The organism is Nocardia xishanensis NBRC 101358, from assembly GCF_001613365.1.
Taxonomy (GTDB): Bacteria; Actinomycetota; Actinomycetes; order Mycobacteriales; family Mycobacteriaceae; genus Nocardia; species Nocardia xishanensis.
In genome coordinates this window covers 21,100-36,448 of record NZ_BDCF01000057.1, presented here as the reverse complement: position 1 = coordinate 36,448, position 15,349 = coordinate 21,100, and the positions used below count along the sequence as shown (strand labels likewise).

General features: G+C 68.7%; 11 protein-coding genes. All 11 read right to left on the bottom strand.

Annotated features, from left to right (window positions below):
• Positions 1 to 194 precede the first annotated feature (194 nt).
• Positions 195 to 1,238, bottom strand: coding sequence for an NUDIX hydrolase (locus NX1_RS30160; protein ID WP_068066913.1), 1,044 nt, complete (start codon positions 1,236 to 1,238; stop codon positions 195 to 197).
• On the bottom strand, positions 1,238 to 2,362 hold the full coding sequence (locus NX1_RS30155) for a glycosyltransferase family 4 protein (RefSeq protein WP_068066844.1): 1,125 nt from the start codon (positions 2,360 to 2,362) through the stop codon (positions 1,238 to 1,240). The genes NX1_RS30160 and NX1_RS30155 overlap by 1 nt, the downstream gene beginning before the upstream one ends.
• Positions 2,359 to 3,318: a phosphatidylinositol mannoside acyltransferase gene (locus NX1_RS30150; protein ID WP_068066841.1), complete on the bottom strand. Its 960-nt coding sequence runs from the start codon at positions 3,316 to 3,318 to the stop codon at positions 2,359 to 2,361. The genes NX1_RS30155 and NX1_RS30150 overlap by 4 nt, the downstream gene beginning before the upstream one ends.
• Before the next feature lie 70 nt (positions 3,319 to 3,388).
• Positions 3,389 to 4,051, bottom strand: a complete 663-nt coding sequence (pgsA, locus tag NX1_RS30145) for a phosphatidylinositol phosphate synthase (protein ID WP_068066837.1) — start codon at positions 4,049 to 4,051, stop codon at positions 3,389 to 3,391.
• Between the two features lie 53 nt (positions 4,052 to 4,104).
• Entirely contained in the window at positions 4,105 to 4,686 is a 582-nt protein-coding gene (locus NX1_RS30140) for an ATP adenylyltransferase (protein ID WP_068066834.1), read from the bottom strand.
• Positions 4,683 to 6,743 (bottom strand): threonine--tRNA ligase, encoded by a 2,061-nt coding sequence (gene thrS, locus NX1_RS30135; protein WP_068066910.1) that lies wholly within the window; start codon positions 6,741 to 6,743, stop codon positions 4,683 to 4,685. The genes NX1_RS30140 and thrS overlap by 4 nt, the downstream gene beginning before the upstream one ends.
• A gap of 313 nt (positions 6,744 to 7,056) precedes the next feature.
• Entirely contained in the window at positions 7,057 to 7,674 is a 618-nt protein-coding gene (locus NX1_RS30130) for a (2Fe-2S)-binding protein (RefSeq protein WP_169812307.1), read from the bottom strand.
• On the bottom strand, positions 7,671 to 8,102 hold the full coding sequence (locus NX1_RS30125; protein WP_068066828.1) for a TIGR02611 family protein: 432 nt from the start codon (positions 8,100 to 8,102) through the stop codon (positions 7,671 to 7,673). Before NX1_RS30125 ends, NX1_RS30130 begins: the two co-directional genes overlap by 4 nt.
• Before the next feature lie 110 nt (positions 8,103 to 8,212).
• Entirely contained in the window at positions 8,213 to 10,450 is a 2,238-nt protein-coding gene (locus NX1_RS30120; protein WP_068066907.1) for a solute carrier family 23 protein, read from the bottom strand.
• Between the two features lie 226 nt (positions 10,451 to 10,676).
• Positions 10,677 to 12,950, bottom strand: a complete 2,274-nt coding sequence (locus NX1_RS30115; protein ID WP_084501858.1) for a SulP family inorganic anion transporter — start codon at positions 12,948 to 12,950, stop codon at positions 10,677 to 10,679.
• Between the two features lie 585 nt (positions 12,951 to 13,535).
• Complete coding sequence (locus NX1_RS30110) at positions 13,536 to 15,014, bottom strand: glyceraldehyde-3-phosphate dehydrogenase (RefSeq protein ID WP_068066906.1); 1,479 nt, start codon at positions 15,012 to 15,014, stop codon at positions 13,536 to 13,538.
• Positions 15,015 to 15,349 lie beyond the last annotated feature (335 nt).

Sequence of the window (15,349 nt, the reverse complement as noted above, 5' to 3'; positions counted from 1 at the left end):
ACTCGGCGGCCGCCGGCCCCAGGATCGGCAACAGGAAATCGAACAGCAGATACGACATGAACTAGCTACCTCCAACACCAGAAAGGGACCGCTCCGCACCGTCGAGGAGCACCGAATCCGGATACCCGCTGAGGCGCGATCCAGTCACGAAGCTATCACGATCGTGAAGCGGATCACAGGCGGGTCAAGGGCCCTCAGCGGATGGAACGGACCTCGGGATCGTCGGATCCGGCCGCGATCGTCACGGCCTCGGGCAGCAGCTCGTCCAGGTGGTAGGGGTAGACGGTCTCACCGGACCGATCGATGGCGGCGATGTCGGCGGGTGCGCACCACTGGTGCCCGGTGATGGATCGGCGCTCGATCACGGTGGGGCTGCCCGGATCGGGGGTGAAGCCGCGCACCCGCAGGGTGAAGAACAGCTCCTCGGCGCGAATCAGCTGCCCGTCGAAGGGGAACACCGCGACGCGCCGCCAGATCGGACCGCGCAGGCTGTCCGGGTCGGCGCGGAAGCCGGTCTCCTCCCACAATTCGCGCACGGCGGCGGCGCGCAGCGACTCCCCCGGCTCCACCCCGCCGCCGATGGTGAACCAGAACGAGACCTGCGGGGTCTTCGGATCGTTGCCGCGCATGAGCAACACCCGGTCCTGCTCGTCGAGCAGCACGATCCGCGCCGACGTGCGAATGGTGTCCACCGCGAGTCCGGTCGACGCGGCGGGAGTCGCGCGCTCGGTGATCTCGAAATAGGTCGGCAGCGGGGCGGTACCGCCGAGATGCAGCAGGCGCACCGGGCGGCGGGTGCGCAGCGCGAGCGTGTCGCGGACCGCGTCGTTGTGGAAGCGCCGGGCGATCAGCACCCTGGCCTCCGCGTCGGCGAGTTCGGCGACCAGCTGCGGTCGCAGCTGTCCGATGTCGACGGCCGACAGCGCCGAGGAGAGCTGGTTCTCCACGGTCTCGCGCTCCACGCGTCCGGCGCGTTCGGCCCGATCGGCCAGGCCGGACAGGCGTTTGGCCTGATCGGCCAGCGCCGGATCGGAGACCGGCCCTGCGATCGCCATCGCCACCGCGCGGGCCACCACCGCCCGCCGCGCGAGCGCCGAGTCCAGCGCCTGCCAGGACTGGTCGGAGCGCACGTGCAGCCGGTCGAGCCGGTTCGCGGTGGAGTAGGCCCACAGGCCGATCGCGACGACGACGGCCGCGATGAGCGCGAGAACGAGGACCGTTGTGGCGGAGAAGGTGATCATCCGGCGGCACGCACCCGGGTGTCGCCGACGGTGACGGTCTCGTAGACGCGCAGGATCTGCTCGGCCACCACGGGCCAGTCGTATTCGCCGACCACCTGGTTCGCGGCGCGCACCAGCGATTCCCTGCGCACCTCGTCGGTGAGCACGGTGTCCAACGCGGCCGCGAGCCGGGCCGAGTCGCCGACCGGGACGAGCATCCCTGCGGTTCCGTCGCGCAGCACGCGGCGGAACGCGTCGAGTTCGCTGGCCACCACGGCGGTGCCGGCGGCCATGGCCTCGATGAGGATGATGCCGAAGCTCTCGCCCCCGAGGTTCGGCGCGACGTAGACGTCGGCGCTGCGCATGGCAGAGGCCTTCTCCTCGTCGGAGACCTGGCCGAGGAAGCGCAGGTGTCCGGCGTTCGGCCCGGCCTCGCGGCGCAGCCGTTCCTCGTCACCGCGACCGACGATCAGGATCTCCAGGCCGGGGTGGCGGCGCACCAGCTCCGGCAGCGCGCCGAGCAGCACGTCCATGCCCTTGCGCGGTTCGTCGTACCGGCCGAGGAACAGCACCGTGCCGCCCGCCCTCGGGTAACCGGGCAACAGCGGCGCGCGCGTGAAGGCGGTGACGTCGACGCCGTTGGGAATCTCCACCGCGTCGGAGCCGAGCGCCTCGACCTGCCAGCGCCTGGCCAGCTCCGACACCGCGATCCGGCCGCTGATCTTCTCGTGATACGGCCGCAGCACGCCCTGAAAAGTGCTGAGCACCAGGGATTTCGTGGTCGACGTGTGGAACGTCGCGACGATCGGGCCCTCGGCGATCTTGAGCGCGAGCATGGACAGGCTCGGCGCGTTGGGCTCGTGGATGTGCAGCACGTCGAAGTCGTTGCCGTCGATCCAGCGGCGGATCCTGGTGTAGGCCATGGGACCGAAGGAGAGCCTGGCCACCGAGCCGTTGTAGGGAATCGCGACCGCGCGTCCGGCCGAGACGACGAACTCGGGCAGCGGGGTGCCTTCCGAAGCGGGCGCCAGCACGCTCACCCGGTGCCCGCGCTCGATGAGCACCCTGGCCAGCTCCACCACGTGCGCCTGCACACCGCCCGGGACGTCGAACGAGTACGGGCAGACCATGCCGATCTTCACGACGCCTCGTCTCTGCCGTTCTGCGCCGACAGCTCGGCCTGCGCGGCGGCGATCCTGGCCCGGCGCTCCTCGGACAGATCGCTCTCCCACAGGGGTTGCAGCATGTGCCAGTCGGCCGGATGCTCGGCGATATTGGCGGCGAAACGGTCCGCCAGCAGCTGCGTCGCCGCCCTGACGCCACCCGAGACATCCAGCCGCTCTTCGCATTTCAGGCCCCAGGCTTCCACGCCGTCGCCGTCGACGGTGAACCAGGAATGCACCGGTACGAGCGCGGCGCCGGTCTCGATGGCCAGCCTGGCCGCGCCCGCGGGCATCCAGGTGCGCTCACCGAAGAAGTCGACCGGCACACCGCGGCCGGTGAGATCGCGCTCGCCCATCAGGCAGACGATCTTGTTCTGCCGTAGGCGATCCGCCAGCAGGCCGAACGGCGGCTGCTCACCCCCGGTCAGCGGGAACACCTCGAAACCGAGGCTCTCCCGGTAGGCGACGAAGCGCTCGAACAGCGACTCCGGCTTCAGGCGCTCGGCGATCGTGGTCAGACCGCCGTAGTTCTGGACACACCACATCCCGGCCATGTCCCAGTTGCCCGAATGCGGCAGCACCAAGATCACGCCCCGACCCTCGGCCAGCGCGGCGTCCAAATGGTCCAGTCCGGCCACCGGCAGCCGATCCGACTTGCCCAGCGCCGCGTGATCCATCGTCGGCAGCCGGAACGCCTCGCGCCAGTACCGCGCGTAGGAGCGCATGCTCGCCCGGATCAGGTCGTCGGGCACCTGTTCCTGCGGCACCCCGAGCACACGGGCCAGATTGCGCCGCAGCTGGATCGGGCCGCCGTTGCGCGCCGCGCGCTCGCCGCCCCAGTCGAACAGCCTGCGGGCCGTGCCCTCCGGAAGCGCCCGGACCAGTCGCCAGCCCGCCGCGTATCCGGCGTCGCTCAACCGTTCCGCGATATTCACCGCTCCCCCGATCCCACAGCACCGACGATACGAGCGAAAACCAGCAACGATGCGCGGACTTCCAGCGCGCTCACCGCGCCTCCTGCGGCGCGGCGGGCGGGATCACCTCGCGCGCGCCGGGCGAATTGCGCACCGCGAGCACCCGCTGGAACACCGTCACGATGCTGAGCACCGCGAGGATCCACATGGCCACGTGCACCGCCCAGGTGAGCCACTCGATCCCCCAGTGGCCGCCGATGCCGGTGAAGCCCGCGCCGACGAGCACGATGACGAGCCGGTCGGGGCGCTCGATGATGCCGCCGTCGGCGGACAGGCCGCTCGCCTCGGCGCGCGCCTTGGCGTAGGAGATCACCTGCGAGGTCACCAGCACCACGAGGGTGGCGAAGAACAGCCACTTGTTGTGCTCGTGGTAGACCGACCACCAGGCGAGGCCGCCGAAGATCGCGCCGTCGGCGACCCGGTCGCAGGTGGCGTCCAGCACCGCGCCGTATTTCGTGCCGCCGCCGCGGGCCCGGGCCATGGCGCCGTCGAGCATGTCGAACATGACGAACAACCAGATCACCATCGTTCCCCAGAACAGGTGACCGGTCGGGAAGAGCGTGACCGCGGCCGTGATCGAGGCGGCCGTGCCGATCAGGGTGACGGCGTCCGGCGTCAGTCCGGTGCGCACCAGCGCCTTGCCGAGCGGAGCGGTGGCCCTGGCGAACGTCTCGCGACCGAAGAAGCTCAGCACCGGCTACACCCGCGCCCGGTCGATTCGGACGGACGAAGCACCGCGGCGGTTGCTCACTCCGTTTCCTTCCACGCGGCGGCGAGCAGGTCTCTGGTCTCGCGGAGCAACTGCGGCATCACCTTGACCCCGCCGATCACGGTGATGAAGTTCGCGTCCCCGCCCCAGCGCGGCACGATGTGCTGGTGCAGGTGGTCGGCCAGCGAGCCGCCCGCGACGCCGCCGAGATTGAGCCCGACGTTGAAACCGTGCGGGCGCGAAACATTCTTCATCACCCTGATGGCCCGCTGCGTGAACGCCATCAGCTCGGCGCTCTCGGCCTCGGTGAGGTCCTCCAGGTTGGCCACCCTGCGGTACGGCACCACCATCATGTGCCCCGGGTTGTACGGGTACAGGTTGAGCACCGCGTACACCAGCTCACCGCGGGCGACGATCAGGCCGTCCTCGTCGGACATCTTGGGAATGTCGGTGAACGGGTGCCCCGTGGCGTCCGTCGGACGGGATCCCGCGGCCTCGGTGATGTACGACATCCGGTACGGGGTCCAGATTCGTTGCAGCCGATCGGGGTCGCCCGCGCCGATGTCCACGATGTTCCCCTGCTCCGTGTCGTCCCAGCCGTACAGCCCGTCCGCGGTCATGCCGGGCCCGCCGACACGATCTCGAACCCCTCGGCGGTGGGCGAGGCGTTCTCGCGGCGCGCGATCCACGCCACGACGGTGGCCACCGCGTCGGCCACCGGCACGCCGTTGACCTGGGTGCCGTCCCGGAACCGGAAGCTCACCGCGCCCGCGTTCACGTCGCGCTCGCCCGCGAGCAGCATGAACGGCACCTTCTGCGCGGTGTTGTTGAAGATCTTCTTCTGCATCCGGTCGTCGCTGCGGTCCACCTGGGCGCGGACGCCCTGGTCGTGCAGCAGCTCGATCACCCGATCCAGGTGCGGCGCAAAGGCTTCCGCGACCGGGATGCCGACCACCTGCACCGGCGAGAGCCAGGCGGGGAAGGCGCCCGCGTAGTGCTCGGTGAGCACACCGAAGAAGCGCTCGATGGAACCGAACAGCGCGCGGTGGATCATCACCGGCCGCTGCTTGGTGCCGTCGGAGGCGGTGTATTCCAGGTTGAAGCGCTCGGGCAGGTTGAAGTCGAGCTGGATGGTCGACATCTGCCAGGTGCGGCCGAGCGCGTCCTTGGCCTGCACCGAGATCTTCGGACCGTAGAACGCCGCCCCGCCCGGATCGGGCACCAGCTCGAGACCGGAGGCCGAGGCGACCTTGGACAGGGTCTCGGTCGCCTCCTCCCAGATCTCGTCGGAGCCGACGAACTTCTCCGGATCCTTGGTGGACAGTTCCAGGTAGAAGTCGTCCAGGCCGTAGTCCTCGAGCAGATCGAGCACGAAACGCAGTGTGTCGGTCAGCTCGGCGTGCATCTGCTCTTTGGTGCAGTAGATGTGCGCGTCGTCCTGGGTCATGCCGCGCACCCGGGTCAGACCGTGTACCACGCCGGACTTCTCGTAGCGGTAGACCGAGCCGAACTCGAACAGCCGCAGCGGCAGTTCCCGATACGACCGGCCGCGGGAACGGAAGATCAGGTTGTGCATCGGGCAGTTCATCGGCTTGACGTAGTAGTCCTGGCCGGGCTTGCGGACGGTGCCGTCCTCGTTGAGCTCGGCGTCGAGGTGCATCGCGGGGAACATGCCGTCGCGGTACCAGTCCAGGTGGCCGGAGACCTCGAACAGGTGGCCTTTGGTGATGTGCGGGGTGTTCACGAACTCGTAGCCCGCGGCCACGTGGCGGCGGCGCGAGTACTCCTCGAGTTCCTTGCGAATGATGCCGCCCTTGGGGTGGAACACCGGAAGACCGGAGCCGAGTTCGTCGGGGAAGCTGAACAGGTCCAGTTCCAGGCCGAGCTTGCGGTGGTCGCGGCGCTCGGCCTCGGCGAGCAGGTGCAGGTGCTCGTCCATGGCCTCCTGGGATTCCCAGGCGGTGCCGTAGATGCGCTGCAGGTCCTCGCGGTTCTGATCACCGCGCCAGTAGGCGGCCGAGCTGCGGGTCAGCTTGAAGGCAGGGATGAACTTGGTGGTCGGGATGTGCGGGCCGCGGCACAGGTCGCCCCAGACCTTCTCGCCGGTGCGCGGATCCAGGTTGTCGTAGATGGTCAGCTCTTTGCCGCCGACCTCCATGACCTCGGGGTCGTCGATGCCGGACTTGTCGCTGATCAGCTCGAGCTTGAACGGCTCGCCCGCCAGCTCGACGCGGGCCTCGTCGATCTCCACGACACGGCGCGAAAAGCGTTGCGCGCCTTTGACGATCTTCTTCATCCGGGATTCCAGCTTGGCCAGATCCTCGGGGGTGAACGGGCGGTCGACCCGGAAGTCGTAGTAGAAGCCGTCCTTGATCGGCGGGCCGATGCCCAGCTTGGCCTCGGGGAACTCCTGCTGCACGGCCTGGGCGAGCACGTGCGCCGCGGAGTGCCTGATCACGCTGCGGCCGTCCTCGGTGCTCGCGGCGACCGCCTCGACCTCGACATCGGTGTCCGGGACCCAGGACAGGTCCTTGAGCGCGCCCTCGGCGTCGCGCACCACGACGATGGTGTCGGGTCCCTTGGTCGGCAGACCAGCCTCGCGCACCGCGGCGCCCGCCGTAGTCCCGGCCTGCACCCGGACGAGGGTGGCTGGGCTGATCGGGGCTGAGGTGGTCACGGCGGCGCTCTCCTTGGCGTTTACGTGGGCGGGCCTGTTCCCGCGCGGCGTCACCGGGCGGCAATCGCTCCGGCGCGACCAATGCTAGCGGTCCCGCCGCCGTGCGATTCGCGCCGGTCGCGAGCGCCTCCGGCCTGACCGCAGGAGCCGGTGATCGCGTTGCCTACCGGGTTCTGGGCGTATTCGGGCATGGGTCGTCGTGCTCGCGAAACCTGGTGTCGCCGTGGGGTGACTCGTTATCGGCGTGTCGGCACCCATCTTGCAGCACATCCTGGCGCGCGCAACTCGAATATCGCGGGCGCGAGGGAGCGGATCAGGCCTGTTCGGCGAGCTTCGCGAGCAGCGCTTCGCGTTCGGCGACCGGTCGTTTGGGGCAGCTCGTGCACATCTCGCAGCCGGGGATCTCGAATACGAGGCAGCAGGAGATCCGGCGGACGAAGGTGCGTCCGCCGATCGGCACGAAGCGCGGTGCGGGCAGCTTGCCGCCCACCAGGGCGGCCAGTTCGGCTCCCGCTTCGCCATCGCCCGCGTCCAAGGCGCGGTTGCCCATCGCGTCGGCGACGATGGCCCACAGCGCGGGTACGCCCGCCCCGGAGACGGCGGCCACGGCCGGGATCACCACGGCCAAGGTTTCATGTAGCGCCGCCGCGGACCGAGCGGCGTCAGCGGCGTCGCAGGCGGCGATATGAACGCGCTCGACCCCGCCGTCGGGCCTGATCTCGCAGTCGATGCGGTCGAGCGCCGGTTCCGGCGGCAGCTGCCCCGTCGCCGCGGCGCGCGCCAGCGGCTCGACCAGCGCGGAGGCGACCATGCACCACCACAGCGTGCCCGCGATGCGCGGTGAGGAGGTGCCCCAAGACCGGCCCATCTCCGTGATCCGCGCGGTCAGCCATTCCGGCCGTATGAGTGTCGCGCCGGGAACCGTGCTCACCACGCCAGGGGACTGCGCAACCATTCCGATTCGACTCCGATCCAGCCGCCGACCAATCCGAACGTGCCGAGAACCCAGAGCGTCGCGACAACCAACAACACAGTGGCTACTGCCGCGGTCACCCGCATGACCACGCCTCGCGAGGCATACCAGGCCATACCCTGCCGGTACCTGTCCCGCAGCCAGGTCAGCGCCCGGCGCGCCCAGGCGAATTCGGTGGCGAGGATGCCGAGTCCGGCGAACACGATCGCCCAGCCGGGACCGGGGTACGGAATCGCCAGGATGCCGAGAGCCAGCACCAGGACGCCGATCACCGCCACACCGATCCGGTAGGCGAGATTCAGCGTAGGCCGGTTGGCCACTCCGGTGCGGAAGGCGCGCCACCCCGTCGGGTCGTCGGTCGGATTCTCATCCAGCTCGGCACTCACATCTGCCAGCCTACGAGAACGCGGGAGACCTGGAATCGCTGTCGCGCGACGGCGAACACGAGAAACCCGCGGGAATCAAGGCAGCTCCCGCGAGTCATCCCGTCTTTCGATCAGACCAGTGCGGGCACGGCGGCCTGATCCGCGTCACCGATGCGGGCCAGCCCGTCGACCCTCACCTCGATGACCCGGGCGTTGGCGATGTCGAAGAACAGACCCGAGACACGGACGCCGCGCTCGAGCACCGCCCTGCGCACCGCGGGATGCCGGTGCAGCGTCTCCAGTTGCATCGCCACGTTCACCATGCTCAGCTGGTCCACCTCGCCGTAGCCCGCTAGGCGGGCCGCCTCGGCCACCGGATGACCGGCACGGAACCTGGCCAGGCTCGGATGCGCGTGCGCCAGCCACGGCTCGATGCCGGGACCGGTGTCGGCGCCCGAGTACAGCGCTTTCATGGCGCCGCAGGACGAGTGGCCGCAGACCACCACCGAACGCACGTTCAGCTCCTCGAGCGCGAACACCAGCGCCGCCTCCACCGAGGCGTCACCGGCTTCCGGTACCAGGTTGCCGACGTTGCGGACGGTGAACAGGTCGCCGGGGCCGCTGTTGGTGATGACGTTGGGCACGATGCGGGAGTCGGAGCAGGTCAGGAAGAACGAGTCCGGATCCTGCTGGTCGGCCAGTCCGTCCAGGTGCGGCCGCACCACGTGCGCGTGGCTGCGATGGAAGGCGGCGACGCCCGCGACGAGCGGGTTGGGGTGCTCGTCCTCGCGCCGCCACGGCCCGAGGATCTCGTCCCACACCGCGCGGCCGAAGCCACGTGTGGGCGGTCCGGCCAGCGCGTCGGCCATCCGCACGGTGCCGATCTCCACGAACTCGACGCTGCCGCCGCCGTGTTCTTGTTGGCGCACCCACTCCTCGATGGCCTCGAAGGCGGCGTGGTCGAGGAAGTCGACGGTCATCTCGACGGTCACGTCGGCGCCCTCTGGCACCTTGGCCAGCTCGGCGGACAGCTTCGGCAGCGCGAGGAAGGTGCAGGAACCGTCGATGGTGACCAGCCAGCGCTGCGACTGCGGAATCTGCTTGGCGGTGATCGCCACGCGCACCACCCGCCACAGCAGCAGGCCGAAGGCCAGCGCGAGACCGATCATCACGCCCTCGAGCAGGTTCAGGAAGACCACGCCGAGGATCGTCGCCGCGTAAACCAGCAGGTCGCCGGTGCGACGCGCCAGCTTGATGTGGGCGAGCTTGACCAGCTGGATGCCGATCACGATCAGCAGGCCCGCCAGCGCGGCCTTCGGAATCTGCTGCACGACGCCGACCAGCGCGACCGAGAACAGCAGAACCCAGACGCCGTGCATGATCGCCGAGGCGCGGCTTCGCGCGCCTGCCTGCACATTGGTCGCGCTGCGCACGATGACGCCGGTGACCGGCAGGCCGCCGAGCAGGCCGGACAGCACGTTGGCCGAGCCCTGGCCGATCAGCTCGCGGTCGAAGTTGGTGCGGCGTCCGGTGTGCATCTTGTCGACGGCGACGGCGGAGAGCAGGCTCTCCACGCTGGCGATCAGCGCGATGGTGAGCACCATGATGGTGACCGAGGACCAGCCGCCGTCGGGGATCTGCGGCAAGCCGACGGCGTCGAACAGCGAGCCGTCCAGCACGATGCGCTCGACCTGCGTCGGCAGCACCATCGACAGCAGCGTGCCGATGAACACCGCGACCAGCGGGCCTGGCACCACGCGGATCTTCTCCGGCGTGTACCGCCAGCCGAGCATCACCGCGATCACCGCGGCGCCGACCAGCGCGTCACCGCCGTGCAGCGAGATCAGCTGGCCGGGTAGTTCGACGAGGTTGTTCCAGGCCGAGCTGTGCGACGCCCCGCCGAGCAGCACGTGGATCTGCTGCAGCGCGATGGTGACGCCGATGCCGGCCAGCATCGCGTGCACCACGACGGGCGCGACCGCGAGTGCGGCGCGCGCGACGCGGCTGAGCCCGAAGACGATCTGCAGCACGCCCGCGGCGACCACGATGAAACCCGTGACGCCCCAACCGAATTTGTCGATGGACTCGGCGACCACGACGGTCAGGCCCGCGGCCGGACCGCTGACCTGCAGCACCGAGCCGCCGAGGGTGCCCGCGACGATACCGCCGATCACGGCGGCGATGAGGCCCGCGGCGACGGGCGCGCCTGAGGCGAGGGCGATGCCGAGCGAGAGCGGCAGCGCGACCAGGAAAACCACGATCGACGCGGGCAGATCGTGGCGCAAGACGGATGTCAGACGATCGGACAGCGCGCCGGGGCCCGGCGCGGGTGGGGACAGCGGTGGAGCGAGATCGCTCTCGACAGCCATGACTTTCTCCTTCGCCGACTCGACGCCGAAGCGCCGAGGTCGGTTGACGATCAACATGTCCAGCAGGGCAATAGACCGCGAACCGGCATCTCGCGGTGGAGCAGTTCCCGGCACGGCGCCGGGCCGAGAAGTAAACCTCTTCAAGGGTATTGGTAAAGACTTAGCAAAGCCTGAGAACTGTGCCGAAAATGCCACTTTCGATATCGCGCTTTCGGTGTGAAATCGTTCACACCTTCGTCCAAATACGCCGTCGCACAGCCCCTTCCGTTCGTGACCCGACCCTGCCGCCGGCCCGGACCGGCTCGGCGGCCGCATGACCGTCCGCATCATCGAATTCCGCGATTCCGTCCACCCGCACCTCGATCACCCGCGCGGTCGCGATATCGAAGAACAGGCCGGACACCACCACCCCGCGCTCCTCGATTGCGCGGCGCACCGCGGGATAGGCGCGCAGCGTCTCCAACTGCACGGCCACGTTCACCATGCCCAGCTGGTCGACCTCGCCGAACCCGGCCAGCTCCGCGGCCTCGGCGACCGGATGCCCGAGCCGGAACCGGTCCAGCGTCGGCCTGGCGTGCGCCAGCCAGTCCCCCAGCCCCGGCCCCGCCGGAACTTCCCGGTGCAGCGCCTCCATCGCGCCGCAGCCGGAGTGCCCGCACACCACCACCGCGCGCACGTCCAGCTTTTCGAGCGCGTAGATCAGCGCGGCTTCGACCGAGACGTCGCTGCCGCCGACCGGCGCCAGATTGCCCACGTTGCGCACGGTGAACAGGTCGCCGGGACCGCTGTTTGTGATGACGTTGGGCACGATCCTGGCGTCGGCGCAGGTCAAGAAGAACGAGTCCGCGTCGTGACGGTTGCGCAGGCCGTCCAGGTGCGGGCGCATGAGGTGCGCGTGGCCGCGGTGGTAGGCCGCGATGCCCGCGGCGATCCGATCCACGCGGCCGCCGGTGCGCCGCCACGGACCGATCACCTCGTCGAGCACCTTGCGCGCGTGCCCGCGCTCGGGCGGGCCGTGCACCACCGCCGCCATGCGCGCGGCGCCGATCTCCGCGAAATCGACTGGGGCGCCGTGCTCTTCGCGCTGTCGTGCCCAGTCGGTGATCAGCTCGTACGAGGCGTGGTCGAGGAAATCGACGGTCATCTCGACCGTCACCGGGACGCCAGGCGGCACCTTGGCCAGCTCCGCGGTGAGCTTCGGCAGCGCGAGGAAGGTGCAGGTGCCGTCGATGGTGACCACCCAGCGCCGCGCGTGCGCCACCGGTTCGGCCACGATCGTCACCCTGACCACCCGCCACAGCAGCAGCGCGACCGACAACGCGAGCCCGACAGCCATGCCCTGCAACAGATTCAGGAATACCACCCCGAGCACCGTGGCCAGATAGACGGCCAGGTCGCCGTTGCGCGCGGCCAGCCGGATGTGCGCCAGCTTGATCAGTTGCACGCCGATCAGGATGAGCAGCCCGGCCAGCGCCGCCTTGGGAATCTGCTGCACCAGCCCGGCCAGCGCCACCGCGAAGACCAGCACCCAGAGCCCGTGCAGGACGGTCGCCGCCCTGGTCCGGGCGCCCGCGTTGGCATTGGTGATGCTGCGCACGATCACCGCGGCGATCGGTAGACCGCCGAGCAGGCCGGAGGTCACGTTCGCCGCGCCCTGACCGATCAATTCGCGATCGAGGTCGGTCCGGTTGCCCGGCCGCACCTTGTCCACGGCCATCGCGGAGAGCAGCGTCTCGACGCTAGCGATCAGCGCGATCGTGATCATCGTGACGAACACCGCGAACCAGCCTCCCGCCGGGACCGCGGGCAGACCGATCGCGTCGAACATCGAGCCGCTCAATACGATTCGATCCACGTCGCTGTGCAGCAGCAGCGAAAGCACGGTGGCGGCCACCACCGCCACCAGCGGGCCTGGCACCGTGCGCACCCGGCGCGGCAGGAAACGCCAGGCGATCAGGATCGCGATCACCACCAGCCCCGCGCACAGGTCGCCGGGGTGCACCGACATCAGCTGGTGCGGCAGCTGGATCAGGCTCTGGAACGGCGAACTCAGCGACGCGCCGCCCAGCAGCACGTGCACCTGTTGCAGTGCGATGATCACGCCGATGCCCGCCAGCATGCCGTGCACCACCACCGGGGCGATGGCCAGCGCGCCGCGCGCGATCCGGCTGAGCCCGAAGAGGATCTGCAACACGCCCGCCCCTACGGTGATGAAACAGGTTGCCGCCCAGCCGAAATGGTGCACGCTCTCGGCGACAACCACGGTGAGACTCGCCGTGGGCCCACTGACCTGGACCGCCGAGCCGCCGAGCAGCCCGGCCACCACACCGCCGACCACCGCCGCGATCAAGCCCGCCGCGACGGGCGCACCGGAGGCGACCGCGATACCGAGCGAAAGCGGTAGGGCGACAAGGAAAACCACGACGGAAGCGGGGACATCGTGGTGCAGAACGCGGGCGAGCCGCGACGTCCGTGGTGCGGAATCGGTGTCGGTCGACATAGTTCTCCTTCGCCGTCTCGGCGGCAGCCGATCCGGTTCATCGGGGCAATATGCACTGGCATCGAAAGCGAACGGCGGGCGGAGCTTGGTGGAGCGCCTACTCGGTGGAGCGCGGAGCGAGCGGGGTCCAAGACACTGTGGGTTCTAGCGACAGTTCAGTGAAGCGGCGACCTAGTGGCGCACAGGTCACCCTAATAGTAAAGACTCTGCAAAGCGCATGGAAAGCGCAATATGGCGTCTACGAGGCAAGTGCTATCAAAATGTGATGCAAGTCACATTATGGCAGAGCGTTCCGAACACGCCGGAACGGGCCGAGCGGACCGAGGTCGCGGGCAGATCGCGGGAGTCGTTCTCGCGCATGCCGTCTTGGACCGTCCGCGGGATCGTTCCAATGGGACCCGCGCGGTTGTGTCGCACGATCGGTTCGCCGAAAGGCGCAGAAGCGCAAAGTATTTCGGTACCGGCGTGCCCCCCTGTAATCGCCGCCGAAGCCTCGGCCCACAAGGCAACGGGCCGAGGCGAATCCGCAGCACCGCAACGCTCGGCCGCCGACCGATACCTCGGCCGAGCGTGCGGCTGCCCTGGTTACCCGGCGTCGACCGCGGCCAGCTCGCGAGCGTCGCCGGCGCGATCGAGCTGCGGGTAGGTCGGGTATTCGATGCCGGAGATGTACTGCACCGTCCGGACCACCTGGCACGAGTAGCCGAACTCGTTGTCGTACCAGACGTACAGGATCGCGGTGTCGCCCTCGACGATCGTGGCATTGGCATCGATGATCGCCGCGGCCCGAGATCCGATGAAATCGCTGGAAACCACGTCCGTGGCGGCGGTGTAGTCGAGGTTTCGGCTCAACGGACCGGAGAGCGAAACCTGGCGCAAGTACTCGAGCACGTCGCTCTTCCTCGTCTCCCGCTCCAGCTGCAAGTTCAGAATCGCGACCGACACGTCGGGGGTTGGCACGCGAATCGAGTTGCCGGTGATCTTCGCCTTGAAGTCCGGCATCGCCTTCGCGACCGCGGACGCGGCGCCGGTTTCGGTGAGCACCAGGTTGAACGGCGCCGACCGGCCGCGGCGGTCGGCCTTGTGGTAGTTGTCCAGCAGGTTCTGGTCGTTGGTGAACGAGTGAACCGTCTCGACGTGACCGCGGACGATGCCGTACTCGTCGTCCATTGCCTTGAGCGGCGGGACGATCGCGTTGGTCGTGCACGAGGCGCACGAGAAGATCTGCTGCGACAGGTCCTGGTCGCGGTGGTTGACGCCGTGCACGATGTTCGGCACGTCGCCCTTACCCGGTGCGGTCAGCACGACCTTGGCGATGCCGGGACGCAGATGCTGCGACAGGCCGTCGCGGTCACGCCACTTACCGGTGTTGTCGATCAGGATCGCGTTGTCGATGCCGTATTCGGTGTAGTCGATCGTGGTCGGATCATCGCTGTAGATGAACTTGATCACGTTCCCGTTCGCGATGATCGTGTTGTTCTCGGCATCGACCTTGATCGTGCCGTTGAACTGGCCGTGCACCGAATCCCTTCGCAGCAGCGACGCGCGCTTGACCAGATCGCCTTCGCCTCCCTTGCGCACCACCACGGCGCGCAGGTTCAGGCCGTTGCCCGACCCGACCTTCTCGATGAGCAGGCGCGCGACAAGGCGACCGATGCGGCCGAAGCCATAGAGGACGACATCCCTCGGCCCCTGCGACTGGGCCTTGTTGCCGTCGGTCACGTCGGCCAGGACCGTTTCGGCGAACTCGCGGACCGACAGGCCGCGGTCGTCGGCGCGATACGCCATGACCAGCTGACCGATGTCGATCTTGCACGGCCCCAGATCCAGCTCGCTGAGCACGCCCAGGAAGGGAAGGGTCTCGTCGACCGACAACTCTTCGCCCTCGATCTGCCGCGCGAAGCGGTGCGTCCGCAGGATGCTGATCACCGACTTGTTCACCAGCGAGCGGCTGTGCAGCAGGATCGTCACGCCCTTCGCCCGATACAACGTGCCGATGATGGGGATCATCGCCTCCGCAGCGGCTTCCTGAGCATTCCAGCGGTCAAGTTGTTCGGTAGTCAACACACGTCCTCGGATTTCTCGATCTCTTCGCCGCATCGATGCTAATGAGGGCCTGGAAATCACAGAGGGCGGATCCCCACTCGTGAGGTCGCCAGGTGGTTGCGCCGCTCTGGCGTGGGTCTCGCTCGCGGTGTGCTCGGCGGCGTTTCGTGTGGAGTTGGAAGCGCCAATTGAGTGTTGCCCCATACGATCCGGGCGATCTCACACTGACGGACCCCGGAGTTGGCCGGTCACCGCCGCACGTGCGAGTTCGAGGCCGTCATCTGTTGCATGGCCGGGTAGCCATCATCACAGCGATGCCGTCGAGTTGATCAATGAGCCGATCGGCGGTGATC